The organism is Geodermatophilus sp. SYSU D00697, assembly GCF_054050175.1.
Genome location: NZ_JBJGYV010000024.1, coordinates 1 through 18,714 on the forward strand (window position 1 = coordinate 1; position 18,714 = coordinate 18,714).

18 protein-coding genes are annotated in these 18,714 nt (G+C 75.1%); 12 read left to right on the forward strand and 6 right to left on the reverse strand.

The genetic code is table 11. The annotated features are described in order from the left end of the window. Positions 1 to 82: 82 nt before the first annotated feature. A complete protein-coding gene (locus ACI79C_RS18580) occupies positions 83 to 1,252 on the reverse strand; it encodes an LLM class flavin-dependent oxidoreductase (protein WP_456947217.1) in 1,170 nt (389 codons plus the stop codon). Positions 1,253 to 1,605: 353 nt separating this feature from the next. On the opposite strand from ACI79C_RS18580, the gene ACI79C_RS18585 reads away from it, so the two are divergent. Then, entirely contained in the window at positions 1,606 to 3,393 is a 1,788-nt protein-coding gene (locus ACI79C_RS18585; protein ID WP_456947163.1) for an FAD-dependent oxidoreductase, read from the forward strand. An 87-nt stretch (positions 3,394 to 3,480) separates the two neighbouring features. On the opposite strand, the gene ACI79C_RS18590 is transcribed toward ACI79C_RS18585, so the two are convergent. The 3 genes from ACI79C_RS18590 to ACI79C_RS18600 form a co-directional block, all read right to left on the reverse strand. Then, positions 3,481 to 3,753, reverse strand: coding sequence for a YciI-like protein (locus ACI79C_RS18590; protein WP_456947164.1), 273 nt, complete (start codon positions 3,751 to 3,753; stop codon positions 3,481 to 3,483). A 53-nt stretch (positions 3,754 to 3,806) separates the two neighbouring features. Beyond that, a complete protein-coding gene (locus tag ACI79C_RS18595) occupies positions 3,807 to 3,956 on the reverse strand; it encodes a hypothetical protein (RefSeq protein WP_456947165.1) in 150 nt (49 codons plus the stop codon). Positions 3,957 to 4,232: 276 nt separating this feature from the next. Continuing rightward, positions 4,233 to 5,648, reverse strand: a complete 1,416-nt coding sequence (locus ACI79C_RS18600) for a cation:dicarboxylate symporter family transporter (RefSeq protein ID WP_456947166.1) — start codon at positions 5,646 to 5,648, stop codon at positions 4,233 to 4,235. 167 nt (positions 5,649 to 5,815) lie between these two features. Between ACI79C_RS18600 and ACI79C_RS18605 the strand changes: the two genes are divergently transcribed. From ACI79C_RS18605 to ACI79C_RS18640, 8 genes are all read left to right on the forward strand, one after another. After that, on the forward strand, positions 5,816 to 7,441 hold the full coding sequence (locus ACI79C_RS18605) for a sensor histidine kinase (protein WP_456947167.1): 1,626 nt from the start codon (positions 5,816 to 5,818) through the stop codon (positions 7,439 to 7,441). Then, positions 7,438 to 8,112 carry a response regulator gene (locus ACI79C_RS18610; protein WP_456947168.1) on the forward strand — a complete coding sequence of 225 codons (675 nt, stop codon included), beginning with the start codon at positions 7,438 to 7,440 and terminating at the stop codon, positions 8,110 to 8,112. Before ACI79C_RS18605 ends, ACI79C_RS18610 begins: the two co-directional genes overlap by 4 nt. Positions 8,113 to 8,241: 129 nt before the next feature. After that, entirely contained in the window at positions 8,242 to 9,231 is a 990-nt protein-coding gene (locus ACI79C_RS18615) for an ATP-binding cassette domain-containing protein (protein ID WP_456947169.1), read from the forward strand. Then, positions 9,228 to 10,061 carry an ABC transporter permease gene (locus ACI79C_RS18620; RefSeq protein ID WP_456947170.1) on the forward strand — a complete coding sequence of 278 codons (834 nt, stop codon included), beginning with the start codon at positions 9,228 to 9,230 and terminating at the stop codon, positions 10,059 to 10,061. The genes ACI79C_RS18615 and ACI79C_RS18620 overlap by 4 nt, the downstream gene beginning before the upstream one ends. A 10-nt stretch (positions 10,062 to 10,071) precedes the next feature. Continuing rightward, on the forward strand, positions 10,072 to 11,328 hold the full coding sequence (locus tag ACI79C_RS18625; protein WP_456947171.1) for an FAD-dependent oxidoreductase: 1,257 nt from the start codon (positions 10,072 to 10,074) through the stop codon (positions 11,326 to 11,328). Positions 11,329 to 11,412: 84 nt separating this feature from the next. Continuing rightward, positions 11,413 to 12,240: a mycofactocin-coupled SDR family oxidoreductase gene (locus ACI79C_RS18630; protein ID WP_456947172.1), complete on the forward strand. Its 828-nt coding sequence runs from the start codon at positions 11,413 to 11,415 to the stop codon at positions 12,238 to 12,240. Positions 12,241 to 12,286: 46 nt separating this feature from the next. Beyond that, on the forward strand, positions 12,287 to 13,228 hold the full coding sequence (locus ACI79C_RS18635) for an AAA family ATPase (RefSeq protein WP_456947173.1): 942 nt from the start codon (positions 12,287 to 12,289) through the stop codon (positions 13,226 to 13,228). Positions 13,229 to 13,456: 228 nt separating this feature from the next. Beyond that, positions 13,457 to 14,212, forward strand: a complete 756-nt coding sequence (locus ACI79C_RS18640) for a vWA domain-containing protein (RefSeq protein ID WP_456947174.1) — start codon at positions 13,457 to 13,459, stop codon at positions 14,210 to 14,212. Here ACI79C_RS18640 and ACI79C_RS18645 read toward each other — a convergent pair. Next, the gene (locus tag ACI79C_RS18645) at positions 14,190 to 14,819 is read right to left on the reverse strand and encodes an acyl-CoA-like ligand-binding transcription factor (protein WP_456947175.1); all 630 of its coding nucleotides are present in this window, start codon (positions 14,817 to 14,819) and stop codon (positions 14,190 to 14,192) included. The genes ACI79C_RS18640 and ACI79C_RS18645 overlap by 23 nt on opposite strands. 94 nt (positions 14,820 to 14,913) lie before the next feature. Then, complete coding sequence (locus ACI79C_RS18650; protein ID WP_456947176.1) at positions 14,914 to 15,384, reverse strand: heme-degrading domain-containing protein; 471 nt, start codon at positions 15,382 to 15,384, stop codon at positions 14,914 to 14,916. Between the two features lie 94 nt (positions 15,385 to 15,478). Between ACI79C_RS18650 and ACI79C_RS18655 the strand changes: the two genes are divergently transcribed. The 3 genes from ACI79C_RS18655 to ACI79C_RS18665 all read left to right on the forward strand — a co-directional run bounded on the left by ACI79C_RS18655 (position 15,479) and on the right by ACI79C_RS18665 (position 18,680). Continuing rightward, a complete protein-coding gene (locus ACI79C_RS18655; protein WP_456947177.1) occupies positions 15,479 to 16,483 on the forward strand; it encodes a YihY/virulence factor BrkB family protein in 1,005 nt (334 codons plus the stop codon). A 43-nt stretch (positions 16,484 to 16,526) separates the two neighbouring features. Continuing rightward, entirely contained in the window at positions 16,527 to 17,399 is an 873-nt protein-coding gene (locus ACI79C_RS18660) for an alpha/beta fold hydrolase (protein WP_456947178.1), read from the forward strand. 69 nt (positions 17,400 to 17,468) lie between these two features. After that, on the forward strand, positions 17,469 to 18,680 hold the full coding sequence (locus tag ACI79C_RS18665; RefSeq protein WP_456947179.1) for a low temperature requirement protein A: 1,212 nt from the start codon (positions 17,469 to 17,471) through the stop codon (positions 18,678 to 18,680). The last annotated feature ends 34 nt before the right edge of the window (positions 18,681 to 18,714 follow it).

Consider the following 18,714-nt stretch of genomic DNA (forward strand, 5'->3'; position numbering starts at 1 on the left):
GGGCCGGGCCCGCTCTGCGGGCGCCGGCGGGGGGGGGGGGGGGGGGGGCCCGCGGGCGCGCCCGGCCCCCCCCCCGGGACGGTCAGGACTGGCCGGCGGCCGCCTTCTCCTGCGCGTAGCGGTCGGACGCGGCCTGGATCGCCGCGCCGTTCTTCGCGTCGAGCTCGGCGTGCTTGCTGCGCGCCCAGGACTCCGCGGCCAGCAGCCGCCTCTGGGAGGGCTGGAAGGCCGGGATGACGTGGCGGGCGAACAGCTCGAAGCTGCGCTGGGTCGCCTGCCAGTTGGCCCAGTCGTGCTGCAGCAGGATGTAGCAGCCGAAGCCGCCGTCGGACTGGTCGACCAGCCGCTGGATCTGGGCGATCGCGTCGTCGGGCGTGCCGATGACCCCCCACCCGCTGTCGTCGAGCCAGGCCAGCCGCTCGTCGAAGGTGTCGCCGGGGATCCGCACCGGGGGCAGCGCCAGGGTCTTCTGCGTGTAGTCGACGAACGCGTCGAAGCCGTACCGGATGTCCTCGACGGCCTGCTCGCGCGTCTCGGCGATGTGCATGGGCCCCATCAGCCGCCACCGTGACCGGTCCGCCGTCCGCCCGGCCGCGGCCGCCTCGGCCTCCAGCACGGTCCAGTGGTGGCCGAGGACGTCGAAGCCCTCCTTGGTGGTCGCGCCGACCGAGAGCATGCCCAGGCCGTACTTGCCGGCCAGGCGCGGGCCGGTGGGGGAGGCGGTGGCCGCGACGGCCATCTCGAAGCACGGGTACTGGTAGGGCGCCAGCTGGCAGCGGGCCTCGACCAGCTCGTAGCGGTCGGTCTTCACCGACACCGGCTCGTCGGTGGTGAGCAGCCGGATGAGCACGTCGAGGTCCTCGTGCAGCGCCGGGCGCAGCTGGGCGGGCTCGAGGCCGATCATCGCGGCGTCCGTGGGCAGGGAGCCGGGCCCGACGCCGACCATCAGGCGGCCGCGGAGCAGGTGGTCGACGAGGATCGCGCGGTCGGCCACCCACAGCGGGTTGTGGTACGGCAGGGAGACCACGCCCGTGCCCAGCTTGATGTGCCGGGTGAGGGGCCCGACGTGGGCGAGGAAGGTCAGCGGGTCGGCGATGATCTCCGTCGCCGCCGAGTGGTGCTCACCGACCCAGACCTCGTCGTAGCCGAGCTGGTCGAGCAGCTGGATCGTCTCGATGTCGCGCTGCAGCGAGGTGGTCGGGTTCTGGGTCGGTGGGCTGTTGAACGGCGGCATGAACAGGCCGAAGCGCATGGTGCTCACGGGCGGGGCTCTCCTCCGGGTTCGACGGTGGACCGAGGGGACGCAGTCGTGTGCGGGCGCGCGGGCTCAGTCGGGCGGCCCGGCGGGCAGCGGACGGGTACGCGGCGGCCGGACGGCGGAGCTCGACACGTCCACCTCCCGCCGGCGACCCACCCGTCACCGGCGACGGCGGGCTGCGTCTACCCCGAGTATGTCCCACGTCACATGCCGGGACCCTCCGGGAGGGCCGGCCGCTCCCCGGCTGCCACCCCGCGTGACGGTTGACACACGGCCGGTCCGGCGATGGGATCGGCTGCGGTGCGGACAGGTGTCCGCGTCCCGACCCCCCTGACGAGAGGACCTCGATGAGCTCTCCCGCGACGACGACCACCGCCGAGGGAGGAGCGGCCGTCGCGGTCGACGTCCTCGTCGTCGGTTCCGGGCCGGCCGGGGCCTCGGCCGCGCTGTTCCTGGCGACCTACGGCACGTCCACGCTGCTGGTGACCAAGTACGGCCGGCTCTCCGACACCCCGCGTGCGCACATCACCAACCAGCGCACGATGGAGGCGATGCGCGACATGGGCGTCGAGGAGCGCCTGATGCGCGAGGCGACGCCCTGGGAGTACATGGGCAACACCACCTTCTGCACCAGCCTCGCCGGTGACGAGCTGGGCCGGATCCCGTCGTGGGGCACCGACACGGTGCGGCACGCCGACTACGAGCTGGCCAGCCCGACGACGATGCTCGACGCCCCGCAGACGATCACCGAGCCGATCCTGGTCCAGGCCGCCCAGGAGCGCGGCGCGCGGATCCGCTTCGACACCGAGTACGTCTCCCACGAGCAGGACGACGACGGCGTCACCACGACCGTGCGGGACCGGCTGTCCGGCGCCGAGTACACGATCCGCTCGAAGTACCTGATCGGCGCCGACGGCGCCCGCAGCAAGGTCGCCGCCGACCTCGACCTGCCCTACGAGGGCCCCGGCGCGGTCGCCGGCGCGCTGAGCATCGTCTTCGAGGCCGACCTGTCCCGCTTCGTCGCCCACCGCCCCTCGGTCCTCTACTGGATGCTCCAGCCCGGCGCGGAGAAGGAGGGAGTCGGCCTCGGCGTCCTCCGCATGATCAAGCCCTGGGACGAGTGGATGCTCATGTGGGGCTACGAGGTGGCCGGCGGCCCGCCGGACCTCAGCGACGAGGTCGTCCGGGAGCTGGCGGTCGCGCTGGTGGGCACCGACGACTTCGAGATGCACGTGAAGTCGCGCTCGCCGTGGACGGTCAACCACCACTTCGCGACGACGATCGCCCGGGGCCGGGTGTTCTGCGCCGGTGACGCGATCCACCGGCACCCGCCGACCAACGGGCTGGGGTCGAACACCTCGATCCAGGACAGCTACAACCTGGCCTGGAAGGTCGCGCACGTCGTCGCGGGCACCGCGGCCCCCTCGCTGCTGGAGAGCTACGACGCCGAGCGCGCGCCGATCGCCCGGCAGATCGTCGAGCGGGCCAACCAGAGCATCGCCGACACCGGGAAGATCCTCAGCGCCCTCGACCTGGAGCACACCGAGGCCGACCACCTGCAGGAGCAGCTGGCGAAGTGGAGGGCGCCCGGCCCGGAGGGCGAGAAGATCCGCACCGCGCTGCGCGAGGCCATCGCCTACAAGGCCTACGAGTTCGACGCCCACGGGGTCGAGCACAACCAGCGGTACGCCTCCTCGGCGGTCGTCCCCGACGGGACGCCGATGCCCGAGTACCGCCGCGACCCGGTGCTCTACGCCCAGGCGACCACCTGGCCCGGCGCGAAGACCCCGCACACCTGGGTGACCGTCGGCGGGCGGCGGACGTCGACCCTGGACCTGGTCGGGCACGGCCGCTTCGCCGTGGTCACCGGGATCGGCGGCGAGGCGTGGCTGGCCGCCGCCGCCGAGCTCGGACCCGAGCTGGGCCTGACCCTCACCCCGGTGTCCATCGGCCCCGGCCAGCCGGTCGAGGACCCGTACGGCACCTGGGCGCAGCTGCGCGAGATCGAGGACGGCGGCGTGCTGCTGGTGCGTCCCGACCTCTACGTGGCGGCCCGCTCGCTCGCCGCGCCGTCCTCGGCCGAGCAGGCGCGGGAGTGGCTGTCGGGCGCTCTCCGGAGCGTGCTCGGCCGCTGAGCCGCGCCCCACTCGTGCGGTGTCCTGCCCGATCCTGCGGTCCTGCACGACCGCAGGAGCGGGTGGGCCACCGCACGAGCGGCGGTCCTATCCGCCGACGACCACGTTCCAGGGGCGGACGGTCCACCCGGTCACCAGGCCGTTGACGACGTAGGGATCGGACTCGGCGAAGCGCTCGACGACCTCGCGGGGCGCCGTCCACACCAGCAGCGCCCGGTCGTACGGGTCGGGCAGCGCGCCGGCCAGCAGCAGCTCACCGCGCTCGTGCGCGGCCCGGGCGAGCGCCAGGTGCTGGTCGCGCAGCGCCGCCCTCCGCTCCAGGTAGTCCTCGGCCAGCGTGTACTCCAGGACCAGGTGCATGCCGTCACTCTCGCACCGGGCCGGATCCGTGGCGGTCAGGAGGCCGTCCCGGGCTACCCGGCGCCGCCCGGAGCGCCGACGAGGTCGATCCGGCAGCGCAGACCGGTCAGAGTCCGTCCCCGCAGGCGTGCTCGGGCCGGGTCGCCGTCCTCCGCGTCGTCGACGAGCGCGGCCATCGCGACGCCGGCGTCGACGGTGGTCACGGTTCTCCCGCAGCGCGGCCACCGCCGCCTCGAAGGGCGCGGAACCGCCGGCCCGCTCCAGGACCTCGTCGACCGTCGGGGACGCCGCCTCCTCGATCACCCCAACGCGCGGGTGCTCCTGGAGGGACCGGTGCGCTGCCGTTGCCCGGCGCCGGAGCACCGCATGGGTCTCGGGCGGCACGTCCTCGATCGGCACGCTCGGCCGCACGACCCACCGCGGACGACACAGAGCCCCCGGCCGGGTCGGGCCGGGGGCTCTGTGTCGTCCGGAGCCGGTCAGTGCACGGAGGCCGCCGCCACCTCGCGCTGCCGGGCCCCGGCGTCGTCCTGGCCCGGTCCGGCGTTCGTGCCCGACGCCGGCTCGACGTCGTGGTCGTCGATCATCCGCGCCTCGTCGAACGGGCTCCGGCCGGACAGCGCCGCGGAGAGCTGCTCCCGGTCGAGTTCCCTGGTCCAGGTCGCGACCAGCACCGTGGCGACCGCGTTGCCGGCGAAGTTGGTGACGGCGCGCGCCTCGGACATGAACCGGTCGATCCCGACGATCAGCCCGACGCCGTCGAGCAGCTCCGGCCGGTGCGCCGAGAGGCCGCCGGCCAGGGTGGCCAGGCCGGCGCCGGTGACCCCGGCCGCACCCTTCGAGGCGATGATCATGAACGCGAGCAGGCCGACCTGCTCGCCGAGCGACAGCGGGTCGCCCAGTGCCTCGGCGATGAACAGCGAGGCCATCGTGAGGTAGATGGCGGTGCCGTCGAGGTTGAACGAGTAACCGGTCGGCACGACGATCCCGGCCACCGGCTGGCTCACGCCGGCGTGCTCCATCTTGGCGATCAGCCGCGGCAGCGCCGTCTCCGACGAGGACGTGGAGACGATCAGCAGGAACTCCCGGCCCAGGTAGCGCAGCAGGCTGAAGACGTTGACCTTCGCCACCAGGCGCAGCAGGAGACCCAGGACGACGAACACGAACACCGCGCAGGTGGCGTAGAAGCCCAGCATGATCACGGCGAGGCTCTTCAGCGCGTCGATCCCGGTCTCGCCGACGACGGCCGCGATCGCCCCGAAGGCACCGATGGGCGCGACCCACATGACCATGGCGAGGATCCGGAACACCAGCTTCTGCAGGTGCCCGATGCCGCGCAGCAGCGGCTCACCGGAGCGGCCCATGGCCTGGATGGCGAAGCCCACCAGCAGCGCGACGAGCAGCGCCTGCAGGACCGAGCCGTCGGTCAGCGCCGAGAGCAGCGTCGTCGGGATCAGCCCGAGGATGAAGTCGGTCGTCCCGCCGCTCTCGTGGGCGGTCTCCGCCAGCTCCGAGCCCTGCCCGCGCAGCGCGTCGCTCAGCTGCAGACCGTCCCCCGGGTGCAGCACGTTGCCCACCACCAGGCCGATCGCCAGGGCGACGGTCGACATGAGCAGGAAGTAGCCCAGCGCCAGCCCGCCGACCCGGCCGACCTTCGCCGCCTGCCGGATCGAGCCGATGCCCAGCACGATCGTGCAGAAGATGACCGGGCCGATCAGCATCTTGATCAGGCCCACGAAGGCGGTGCCCAGCCACTTGAGGTCGGTGGCGAAGCCCGGGAAGAGGAAGCCGACGGCGATGCCGGCGACGACCGCACCGATCACGGCGAGGTAGAGCCAGTGGGTGCGGTCCCGCCGCGCCCGGGGCGCGGTCTCCTGCTCGGTGCCTGAGGCCATCGACTGCTCCTGCGAGGTCGGCCGGGGCGAGGTGCCCCGTGGGTGGGGTCGGCCCGGGGAGGGCGACGGCAGTCACAGTCCCCCGCGAGGTGACCGCGGTCACCCATGTGTTCATTGCGTTCACCGGGGGGACGTCGCGACCCGGCCGGCGGGGCACACTCTGCGGCGTGCACGTGCCCGCCTTCGTCGCCCGGCTGGGGCGGGGCGACACCAGCCTCGCCCGCCGGCTGCTGCTGCTCCAGGCGCTGGTCGTCGGCGTGGTGGTGCTCGCCGCCACCGCCGTCGCCTGGACCGACGCCCGGCAGGCGGTGCGGGACGCCGCCGAGCAGCGGACCACGGCGATCGTGGAGAGCCTCGCCGACTCACCGCTGGTCCGCGACGCCGTCACCGGCCCGGACCCGACCGCGGTGCTGCAGCCCTACGTGGAGCAGGTGCGGGTCGACACCGGGACGTCCTTCATCACCGTCCTGGCCCCCGACCGGACCCGCTGGACCCACCCCGACCCGGAGCAGATCGGCCGGCCGTTCCGGGGCACCGTCGCCCCGGCCCTGGCCGGCGAGACCTTCACCGAGACCTACACCGGCACCCTGGGCCCGTCGGTGCGCGCGACCGGCCCGGTGTTCGACGGGGACGGGACCGTCGTGGCCCTGGTGTCGGCCGGGATCACCGTCGACGCCATCGGGCGGGACCTCGCCGCGGCGGTGCCGGGGATCCTCGGCACCGGCGCGGCCACCCTGGCGGTCGGGGCGCTCGGCAGCTGGGCGCTGAGCCGGCGGGTGGGGCGGCAGACCCACGACCTGTCCCCGGCGGCGCTGGCGCGGATGGTCGAGTACCACTCCGCCGTCCTGCACGCCGTCCGCGAGGGGCTGCTCCTGGTGGACGCCGAGCAGCGGGTGCAGCTGGTCAACGACGAGGCGCGCCGCCTGCTCGACCTCGACGGGGACCCGACCGGCCGGCACGTCGGGGAGCTCGGCCTCCCTCCGGGGCTCACCGAGGTCCTCGGCAGGCAGCGGACCGCCGTCGACGAGGTGCACGTGACCGGCAGCCGGGTCCTGGTGGTCAACCAGGCCCCGCCCCGGACGGAGGGCCGCTCCGCGGGGACGGTCGTGACGCTGCGGGACCACACCGAGCTGCAGGCGCTCACCGGCGAGCTCGACAGCGTCCGGTCCTTCGCCGAGTCGCTGCGCTCGCAGGCCCACGAGGCCGCCAACCGGCTGCACACCACCGTCTCGCTGGTCGAGCTGGGCCGGCCCCAGGAGGCCATCGAGTTCGCCACCGCCGAGCTGGCCGCCGCCCAGGAGCTCACCGACCGGGTGGTCGCCGCCGTCGGCGAGCCGGTGCTGGCCGCGCTGCTGCTGGGCAAGACGGCGACCGCGCACGAGCGCGGCGTCCTGCTGGAGATCGACCCGGCCACGTCGGTGGGCAGCACCGGGATCCCCGGCGGTGACCTGGTGACGATCGTCGGCAACCTGCTGGACAACGCGATCGACGCCGCGCTCGCCGGCGACCCGCCGCGGGAGGTGCAGGCCGCGCTCGAGGTCGTCGACGGCCGGCTGGAGATCCGGGTCGAGGACACCGGTCCCGGCGTGGCCGAGGAGGACCTGCCGCACCTGTTCGAGCGCGGCTGGTCGACCAAGGACCCCGGCGGCACCCCGCTGGGCCGCGGGCTGGGCCTGGCCCTGGTCGCGGCGGCGGTGCGCCGGCACGGCGGGACGCTGTCGGTGCGGCCCGGCCCCGGCGCGGAGTTCCGGGTGTCGCTGCCCCTGCCGGTGACCGCCGGGGCGCTCCGGTGATCGCGGTCCTCGTGGTCGAGGACGAGCCGGTCGCGGCCGAGGCGCACCGCACCTACGTCGACCGGACGCCGGGCTTCGCGACCGCGGCCGTGGCGGGGACCGGCACCCTCGCCCTGGACGCCCTCGCCCGCGTCCCGGTCGACCTCGTGCTGCTGGACATGAACCTGCCCGACACCACCGGCATCGAGCTGTGCCGTCGCATCCGGGCCGCGGGCCGGGACGTCGACGTCCTCGCGGTCACCTCGGCGCGGGAGCTGACCACGGTGCGGGCCGCGGCCGCGCACGGCGTCGTCGGCTACCTGCTCAAGCCGTTCACCTACCCGGCGCTGCGCGACCGGCTGACCGCCTACGCCGAGTACCGCGCGCGGCTGCGGGCCGGCGGGGACGCCACCGGGCAGGACGAGGTGGACCGGGTGCTCGACGCGGTCCGGCCGACCCGGCCGGCCCCCCTGCCCAAGGGGATGGGCCGGGAGACCCTCGACGCCGTCGTCGCCGCCGTCCGGACGGCGGGGGAGGGGCTGTCGGCCGCCGAGACCGGCGCGCGCATCGGCGCCTCCCGCATCACCGCCCGCCGGTACCTGGAGTACCTGGCCGACACCGGCCTCGTCGACCGCGCCCCCCGGTACGGCGGCACCGGGCGCCCGGAGATGGAGTACCGCTGGCGGGCTTGACCTCGAGTGCGCTCGAACCCCGAGCATCGGCGGCGCCGCCGGGAAATCCGCTGGCGGCCGATGACTCCGCGGCGCAGATTGCGTCAGAGGGACGAGAGACGCTGCGGCGGACCCGATCTAGGGAGCGCGATGACCGAACGGACCGCACTCGCCATCGAGGCGACCGGCCTCACGAAGTCCTTCGGCGAGACCCGCGCCGTGGCCGGCGTGGACCTGGTCGTCCCGGCGGGGGCCATCTACGGGGTCCTCGGCCCCAACGGCGCGGGGAAGACGACCACGATCCGCATGCTGGCCACGCTGATCGCGCCCGACGCCGGCCGCGCCCGGGTGCTCGGGCACGACGTGGTCACCGAGGCCGATGCCGTCCGCGGGCTGGTGAGCCTGACCGGCCAGCTGGCCTCGGTCGACGAGGAGCTCACCGGGCGGGAGAACCTCGTGCTGCTCGGCCGGCTGCTCGGGCACCGCCGGGCGGCCGCGCGGGCCCGTGCCGACGAGCTGCTGGAGGCCTTCGGCATCGCCGACGCCTCCGGCCGGCTGGTGAAGCACTACTCCGGGGGCATGCGGCGGCGGCTCGACATCGCCGCGAGCCTGGTCGTCACCCCCCAGGTGGTGTTCCTCGACGAGCCGACCACCGGGCTGGACCCGCGGTCGCGCAACCAGGTGTGGGAGATCGCCCGGGCCCTGGTCGCCGAGGGGACGACGATCCTGCTCTGCACCCAGTACCTCGAGGAGGCCGACCAGCTCGCCGACGGGATCGCCGTCATCGACCGCGGCCGGGTCATCGCCGAGGGCACGCCCGGCCAGCTCAAGGCGTCGGTCGGCACCGGTTCGCTGCACGTCCGGCTGCTCGACCCCGAGCGGCGCCCCGACGCCGTCCGCGTCCTCGAGCGCGCCGTCGGTGCCGTGGTCCCCGCGGCGGACCCGACCGCGCTCTCGGCGGCCTGCGCCGACGCGGAGAAGGCCGCCCTCGGGCTGGCCGAGCTGGCCCGCGCCGGGGTCGGCATCGCCGACTTCTCCCTCGACCAGCCCAGCCTCGACGAGGTGTTCCTGGCCCTCACCGGCCACCCCGCCGAGGACGGCGCCACCGACGCACCGACCCTGGAGGAGCAGGCCTCATGACCGCCACCACCGCGGCCCCGGGCGCCGACGCCGCCGCCGTCCGCCGGGCCATCGCCTCGACCGCGCGGCCTCCGCGGCCCGGGCGGCTGTCGACCGCGCTGACCTTCGGCTGGCGCGGGATGCTCAAGGTCAAGCACGTCCCCGAGCAGTTGCTCGACGTCACCGTCACACCGGTGATGTTCCTGCTCCTGTTCACCTACCTGTTCGGCGGCGCGATCGCCGGCTCCACCAGCGCGTACCTCGACTACACGCTGCCGGGCCTGCTGGTCATGTCGGTGCTGTTCACGACCGTCTACTCGGGGGTCACCCTCAACACCGATCTCACCAAGGGCGTGGTCGACCGGTTCCGCTCGCTGCCGATCTGGCGGCCGGCGCCGCTGCTGGGGTCACTGCTCGGGGACAGCGTCCGCTACGTGGTGGCCGGCACGGTGATCATCGGTGTGGGGCTGCTGCTCGGGTACCGGCCCGACGGCGGCGCCGGCGGTGCGGTGGCGGCCCTGGCGCTGGTGGTGGCCTTCTCGTTCGGGCTGTCGTGGGTGTTCTCGGTGCTCGGCCTGCTGATGCGCTCGCCGAACGCGGTCATGAACGCCGGCTTCATGGGGATCTTCCCGTTGACGTTCCTCTCCAACGTGTTCGTCGACCCGCGGACGCTGCCCGGGCCGCTGGAGGCCTTCGTCGAGGTCAACCCGATCTCGGTGCTCGCGACCGCGTCCCGCTCCCTGATGGCCGGCGCCCCGGACGGCACCGCGATCGTCGTCTCGCTCGCGGTGGCCGCCGGGCTCGCCGCGGTGTTCCTGCCGGTCACCACCCGGCTCTACCGCAGCCGGTGAGGAGGACGTGGTGAGCGCGGACACGACCACCTGCTGCATCGCCGGGGGCGGGCCCGCCGGCATGGTGCTCGGGTTGCTCCTGGCGATGCAGGGCCTCGACGTCGTCGTCCTGGAGAAGCACCCCGACTTCCTGCGCGACTTCCGCGGCGACACCGTCCACCCCTCGACGCTGCGGCTGCTCGACGAACTGGGCCTGGCCGAGGAGTTCCTGGCGCTGCCGCACCAGGAGGTCCCGCGGATCGGGGTCACCACCGACGCGGGCACCTTCGCCGTCGCCGACTTCACCCGGCTGCCGGGCCGGTTCCCCTTCCTCACCTTCGTGCCGCAGTGGGACTTCCTCGACTTCCTCGCCGACCAGGCGCGCGGCCACGACACCTTCACCCTGCGGATGGAGACCGAGGCGGTCGGCCTGCTCCGCGAGGACGGCCGGGTCGTCGGCCTGCGGTACCGGACCTCCGACGGCACGGAGGGGGAGATCCGGGCGGCGCTCACCGTGGTCGCCGATGGCCGCAACTCCCGGCTGCGCGCGCAGTCGGGCCTGCGGCTGCGGGAGTTCGGCGCGCCGATGGACGTGCTGTGGTTCCGGCTGCCCAAGCTCCCCGGGGACCGCGGGCCCACGTTCGGCGGGATGGGGCGGATCGGCCGCCGCCGCATGCTGGTGACCATCGACCGGGGCGACTACTGGCAGACCGCCTACCTGGTGCCCAAGGACGGCTACGCGGCGCTCCGGGAGCGCGGCGTCGACGCCTTCCGCGCCGACCTCGCCGGGCTGCTGCCCGCCATGCCCGCCGCCGTGGCGACGCTGCGCGACTGGGACCAGGTCAGCGTCCTGTCGGTCCGCGTGGACCGGCTCACCCGGTGGCACCTGCCCGGGCTGCTGGTCATCGGCGACGCCGCGCACGCCATGTCGCCGGTCGGCGGGGTCGGCATCAACCTCGCCATCCAGGACGCCGCCGCCGCGGCCCGGCTGCTCGCCGCCCCGCTGCGCGACGGCGGCCCCGGGACCGCGGTGCTGGCCCGCGTGCGGTGGCGCCGTCTGCTGCCGACCGTGCTGACCCAGTTCGGGCAGCGGCAGGTCCAGCAGCGGCTGCTCGCCCGCGTCCTGGCCGGCGACGTCGCCGTCACCGCTCCGCGTCTGCTGCGGCTGCTGCAGCGGTACCCGCGGCTGCAGGGGGTGCCCGCCCGCGTCGTCGGGCTGGGGGTGCTGCCCGAGCACGCCCCGCGCGCCCTCCGCCGTCGCCGACCGGTCGGGTCGCCCACCCCCTGACCCCGGTGCCGGGGCTTCCTCAGCTGACACCCAGTGCCATAACCTGTGGCGCACGTCACACGTCGTCGAGGAGGGAGCCCGGGCATGGGACGGGTCGAGGGCAAGGTCGCGTTCGTCACCGGCGCCGCCCGCGGGCAGGGTCGCAGTCACGCGATCCGGCTGGCCGAGGAGGGCGCCGACATCATCGCCGTCGACCTGTGCGCGCAGATCGACACGGTGCCCTACGGGATGGCCACCCCCGACGACCTGGCCGAGACGGTGGCGGCCGTCGAGGCGCTGGACCGCCGGATCGTGGCCACCCGGGCCGACGTCCGCGACTACAGCGCGCTCAAGAGCGCCGTCGACCGGGGCGTCGCGGAGCTCGGCCGGCTGGACATCGTGTGCGCCAACGCGGGCATCTTCAGCTTCACGACCGGGGAGTTGGACGAGCCCATGTGGCGGGACATGATCGACGTCAACCTGACCGGGGTGTGGCACACCACCAAGGCCTGCGTGCCGCACATGGTCGAGGGCGGTCGCGGCGGGTCGATCGTGCTGACCAGCTCCACCGCCGGCCTCATGGGCTTCCCCAACTTCGCCCACTACGTCGCCCCCAAGCACGGTGTCGTGGGACTGATGCGGACCCTGGCGCTGGAGCTGGCGCCGCACATGATCCGGGTCAACAGCGTCCACCCGACCAGCGTGGACACCGACATGATCCAGAACGAGGCGACCTACCGGCTGTTCGCCCCGGACCTGGACCACCCGACCCGTGACCAGGTGGGGGAGCGGTTCGCCGCCCTCAACGCCCTGCCCATCCAGTGGGTCGAGCCGCGGGACATCAGCAACGCCGTGCTGTTCCTCGCCTCCGACGAGGCGCGCTACATCACCGGCGTGACCCTGCCGGTCGATGCCGGCTCCACCCAGAAGTGAGCGCGCGAGGAAGCGAGGAGCCGTCCTGAGCACCGACCCGGGCCGCGTGCCCGACGACATCACCGCCGTCCGTGCCCGGGTCGCCGCCCGGATCGTCGGCCGCGAGTCCGAGCTCGACCTCGTGCTCGCGGCCGTCGCCGCCGGCCGCGACATCGTGCTCGAGGGCCCGCCGGGGACCAGCAAGACGACCATGCTCAAGGCGATCACCGCGGAGTGGGGGATCCCGCTGCTGTTCGTCGAGGGCAACGCCGATCTGACCCCCGCGAAGATCGTCGGCCACCACAACCCGGCCCGCGTCCTGCACGAGGACTACAGCAGCGACAACTTCGTGCCCGGGCCGCTGGTGCAGGCCATGCAGGAGGGCGGGTTCCTCTACATCGAGGAGTTCAACCGGGCGCCGGAGGACACGCTCAACACGCTGCTCACCGCGATCGCCGACCGCTCCATCGCCATCCCCCGGGTGGGCAGCGTGACGGCCCGGCCGACGTTCCGGGTCATCGCCTCGATGAACCCCTACGACAACGTCGGCACCACCCGGCTGTCCACGAGCGTCCACGACCGGCTCTGCCGGCTGGCGATCGGCTACCAGGACGAGGCCGCCGAGCGCGACATCGTGGCACTGCGGGCCTGCGGGGCCGATGGCGCGCTGCGCGGCCGCGCGGCCACCGACGGCGCGCTGCGCGGCCGCCTCGTCGCCGACGGCGTGGCCGTGACCCGGGCGACCCGGGCGCACGCCGACGTGCGTCAGGGCAGCAGCGTCCGCGGCGCCATCGACACCGTCCTGGTCGCCGCCCAGCTCGCGCAGCTGCGCGGCATCGGCACCGCGGCCGACGAGCGGTACGCCGGCACGGTCCTCGACGCCATGGTGGTGGCCCTGTCCGGGCGCATCCACCTCGACGAGGCCGCCGAGACCACCCCCGAGCAGGTCCTCCGCGAGATCTGGGAGGACCACTTCGTGCTCGCTCCCGCCGCGGCCGCCCCCGGTTGAAGGCCGGTCGAGGCGGACTCCCCGCTGCGCCGCCCCGGGCCGCCGCGCGCGACGACCCGGCCTCCGCTGCGGCGCAGGCCCAAGCAGCTCACCGAGGACCCGACCCTGTTCGCCCCGTCCCCGGCCGGGGCGGGCGGCACCGTGCTCACCGCGCTGCCCGGCCGCGGCCGGCACGCGCCCGGCCCCCGCGGGGGCAGCGCGCCGGGCACCACCGAGGATCCGGCGTCGGTGGTGACCCTGCCCGCCGACGGCCCCGGCCCGGACCCCGAGGTGCGCGCCCGGGCCCGGCAGATCGCCGCGCGCCTGGCGGTGCCGCGACCGCGGCACGACATGCTCTCGCGCCGTGGCACCGGCGAGCTGGCCAGCGTCCCCTACCGCGGCGGGTCCGACGACATCGACCTCGACCGCACCATCGAGGTCCTCGCCGAACGGCCGGTGCCCGAGGAGGAGGACGTCGTCGTCCGCGAACGGGTCCGCACCCGGCGCTCCGTGGTGCTCGCCGTCGACGTCTCCGGGTCGATGCGCGGCGAGCGGGTCCGCACCGCGGCCGCCACCGTGGCGGCGCTGGCCGCGGAGCTGGTGCGCGACGACCTCGCCGTCCTCGCCTTCTGGTCCGACGCCGCCGTCCTGCTGCACCTCGGGCAGCCGGTGCAGCCGCTGGCCCTGCTCGACCAGCTGCTCGCCGTCCCGGCCAAGGGGCTGACCAACGTGGCCTTCCCGCTGCAGCAGGCCGCCCGCGAGCTCTCCCGCGCGCCGGCCCGGGACGCGCGCGTGGTGCTGCTGTCCGACTGCGTCCACAACGCCGGCCCCGACCCCCGGCCGGAGGCCGCCCGGCTGCCCCGGCTCGACGTGCTGCTCGACGTCTCGGGGGAGCACGACCTCCAGCTGGGCCGGGAGCTGGCCCGGGCCGGGCGTGGCCGGGTGGCCCGCATCCGCACCCACCGCGACGTCGCCCCGGCGCTCAGCCGGGCGTTCGCCGGGTAGCCGGCGCGGGGGCCTCGGGCAGCAGCAGCGCCAGGACCTCGCCGACGGTCTCGAACAGGTCCGACCCGGGGTGGGCGAGCCAGTGCTCGTGGGCGGTGAGGGTGGCCGCCAGCACCGCGTGCCCGACCGCGAGCGGGAACACCGCGTCGGCCGGCTGTCCGTAGCGCGCGCTCACGAAGGCCGCCGCGGCGTCCCGCCAGTCGCGGTAGCGGGTCATGGCGTGCCCCTGCAGGGCCGGCACGGTGAGCAGCAGCTGCGCGCGGTGCCGGGCCCAGGTGGCCTCGTCGGGCGGGAAGCGCAGGGCCGCGGCCACCGAGCGCTGCACCACCGCCTCGTAGGACTCCCCGTCGCTGCCCCCGGCGAGGTGGTCGCGCAGCCGCCGCAGCTCAGCGGCCGACTCGACGAAGAGGACGTCGGCCTTGGTGGGGAAGTAGCGGAAGAAGGTGCGGCGGCTGATCCCCGCCGCGGCGGCGATGTCGTCGACGCTGGTCTCCTCGAAGCCGCGGTCCAGGAACAGCCGCTGGGCCACGGCCGCCAGCTCGTGCGGGGTCGTGGCCGCCGGCCGCCCGCCGCGGTCGTCGCGGAGCCGTCCCGGCGTCCCGTCCACGGGTGCATGGTGCCCGACGGGGGCGCGCGGAGCGGTCCGGTGCGTCCGGCCCTCCGCGCCGGGGCGAGGGCCGGGGCCGGGGCGGTCACGCCGGTCAGCGGCCGAGGTGGGCGCGGATCGCGGCCACGACCATCGCGTGGTCGGCCAGCTGCGGCAGCCCGGAGACCGCGACCGCCCCGATCGGGCCCACCGACCGCACCACGACCGGGACGGCGCCCCCGTGCGCGGCGAACCGTGCCGGGTCCAGGCCGAACTCCGCCTCGAAGGTGGTGCCGCGCTCGATCGACGCCTGCCGGACGTAGAGGCTGCTGTGGCCGAACCGGTGCACCACGCGCAGCTTGCGCGCGATCCAGGCGTCGTTGTCGGGGGTGGCGCCCGGGAGAGCGGCCGAGAACAGCCGGTGGCCGTTGCGCTCGATCGCGATCGCCACCGGCGCCTCCTGCGCGCGGGCGGCGGCCACCAGCGCCGAACCGAGGTCCCACGCGTCGTCGTTGGTGAAGCCGGCGAACTGCAGCTCGTGCGCCTCGGCGGCGAGCTCGGCGAGGGAGGGGAAGGCGTCGGCCATGGGTCCTTCCTACCGGGCACCCCCGACACGGCCCGCGCGTCCCGCGGCCGCGGCGGGGTATCGCTGCGGCCACCGGAGCAGACAGGGGTGCGCCATGACGATCGCCGAGCGCCTGGACCGGTTCCAGCGGCGGCACCGCTGGGCGGGGTTCCCGATCGCGGTGCTCTACAAGTTCCTGGACGACGACGGCCACTTCATGGCGGCCCTCGTCACCTACTACGGCTTCCTCGCGCTGTTCCCGATGCTGCTGCTCCTGGCGACGGTGCTCGGGCTGGTCCTCAGCGGGAACCCGGAGCTGCAGCAGCGCCTGCTCGACTCCGCCCTGGCCGAGTTCCCGGTCATCGGGCCGCAGCTGGGCACCCCGGAGCGCCTCGGCGGCGGCGTCGTCCCGTTCCTGGTCGGCGGGCTGGTGGCCCTCTACGGCGCCCTCGGTCTCGGCCAGGCCATCCAGCACACGATGAACACCGCCTGGGCCGTGCCGCGGCACAGCCGGCCGGACCCGATCACCTCCCGCGGCCGCAGCCTCCTGCTCCTGTGCACCCTGGGCCTGCTGGTCCTGGCCAGCACGGTGCTGTCGGCGGCCGGGACCGGCGCGGCCGCCTACGGCGTCTTCAGCACCTGGCTGCAGCTGCTGGTGACGGTGGCGTCCGTGCTGGCCAACGCGGCGGTGTTCGTGGTCGGCTTCCGGCTGACCACGGCCCGCCGTCTCACCGTCCGGCAGGTCGCGCCGGGAGCGCTCGCGGCGGCGATCGCCTGGCAGCTGCTGCAGTCCTTCGGCGGGGTCTACGTGGCGCGCGTCGTCGCCAACGCCAGCGCGGTCGACGCGGTGTTCGCCCTCGTCCTGGGGCTGATCGCCTTCATCTACCTGGCGTCGGTGGTCCTCGTCCTCTGCGTGGAGGTCAACGTCGTCCGCGTGGACCGCCTGCACCCCCGGGCCCTGCTCACGCCGTTCACCGACGACGTCGAGCTGACCCGCGGGGACGAGCGGGTCTACGCCGAGTCGGCCCGCGCCCAGCGCGCCGTCCGCCACCAGCGCGTCGACGTCTCGTTCGAGGACCGGGAGCGCCCGGCGTCGGCGGCCGGCGACGGGCCCGGCTGAGCGGCGCGCATGCCGGCGCGGGCCCGGTGGGTACGCGCCGGTCATGAGCAGCGGAGCCGGACCGCGGGAGGGCCGCATCCGGCTCCGGGACGGGCGGACCCTCGCCTACGCCGAGTACGGCGACCCCGACGGCCGGCCGGTGCTCGGCTGCCACGGCTCGCCCAGCTCCCGCCTGGAGCGGCACGTCGAGGACCCCGCCGACTACCGGCGCTGGGGCGTGCGGTTCGTCGTCCCCGACCGGCCGGGCTTCGGCCGCTCGGACCCCCTGCCCGGGCGCCGGGTGGTCGACTGGCCTGGCGATGTCGCCGCGCTGCTCGATTCCCTGGACGTCGACCGGTTCGGCGTCCTCAGCCTCTCCGGTGGTGCGGCCTACGCGCTGGCCTGCGCCGCCGCCTTCGGGGACCGCGTGAGCGCCGTCGGGGTGCTCGGCGGCGCGCCGCCGCCGGACGTCCCGTGGCCGTGGCCGGAGTGGGTGCCCCGCCGGCTGGTGGACGCCGCCCACCGCACCTCGCCGGCCGCGGCGCTGCTCCAGCCGGTCTTCGCACCGGTGGCCGTGCGCCCGGGGCTGATCGCGCGCTACCTGCAGGTGCGGCTGAGCTCCGCCGACCGGCGGGTGATCGGGCGGCCGGGGGTCCGGCGGGTCCTCGACGAGACCTTCACGGAGGGCCTGCGGAACGGGGCGGCCGCGATGGCCGCCGACCGTGCGCTGCTGTTCCGGCCGTGGGGCTTCCCGCTCTCCGCGGTGCGCCGGCCGGTCCACCTGTGGCACGGCACGCGGGACCGCCTGGTCCCGGTGACCCTGGGCCGGGTGCTCGCGGCGATGCTGCCCGACTGCACCCCGCACTGGGCGGCCGGCGAGGGCCACTTCTTCGTCTTCGACCACGCCGAGGAGGTCTACGCGACCCTCCGCGGCTGAACGGGGCGGTGGGCGGGTAGGGACGACCGGGCGCGCGGGTCGGCGCCTCGTCGCAGCGGGGAGGACGCCGTGGCCGAGGGGGGACTGCTGGCACGACTGCGGCACACGCTGACCGGTTCGGGCGCGGTCCGCCGGCCGGAGCTGCGGACCGGCGACGAGCGGTCGGCCTCCCGGCTGGAGCTCTTCTTCGACCTGGCCTTCGTCCTGGTGGTCGCCGAGCTCGCGACCACGCTGCGCGCGGACGTGACCTGGCACGGGGCCCTGGTCTTCGCCGGGCTGTTCGCCACGGTCTGGTGGTCGTGGGTGAGCTCCACCCTCTACGCCAACCGGTTCGACCACGACGACGTCGTCTACCGGCTCTACAAGCTCGGCAGCATGGCCGCCGTCGTCGGTCTGGCCGCGTCGGCGAGCGAGGCGACGGGGGCGCGCTTCGGGGTCTTCGTCGGCTGCCAGCTCCTGCTGCGGGCCATGCTCCTGCTGCAGTACCACCGCGCGTACCGGCACGTGGCCGACGCCCGCCCGATCGCCCGGCTCTACCTCTGGGGTGCGTCCGCGGGCGCGCTGCTGTGGGCCGTCTCGCTCGCCGTCCCCCGGCCGGTCGCGTTCGGGTTGTGGGCGGCCGCGGTGGGGGTGGAGGCACTGGTCCCCCTGCTGGCCACCCGGGCACCGGCCGACGTCCCCCTGCACGTGGAGCACCTGCCCGAGCGGTTCGCGCTGTTCGTGATCCTCGTGCTCGGCGAGTCGGTGGCCGGGGTCGCCCACGGGCTGTACGAGTCGGGGTGGTCGGGGGAGGCGCTGCCGGTGGCGGTCGCGTCCTTCGTGCTCGCGGCCGCGCTGTGGTGGAGCTGGTTCGACCTGGCCGGGGCCCGGGCCAAGCGGCTGCTGGACGAGGTCGGCGGCGAGCGCAGCGACCACTCCCACGACGTGTACGTCTTCGGGCAGCTGCCGCTGACCCTGGCGCTGGCCGCCGTGGGGGCCGCGATCCAGCTGACCGTCGTGGAGGGCGGGCGGGGCGACGTCCCGGCCGGGACCCGGCTGCTGCTCGCCGGCGGGGTCGCGGTCTACCTGGTCACCATGACGGTGACCGACGCCGGTATGGCCCGCCGGGCGCGGCACGGCTGGTGGTGGCCGCTGGCCGCCGCCGTCCTCGCGGCCCTGGACGCCACCCTGGACCTCCCGGCGCTGTTCGTCGTCGGTGGGCTGGCCGTGCTCGTGGTGGGCGTCGTGGTCGTGGGCACCGTCGAGCGGGCCTCCGGGCGGCTGCCGGTCGCGCCGGCCTGAGCCCGGGCGGACGGCAGCCCGGCAGCCCGGCAGC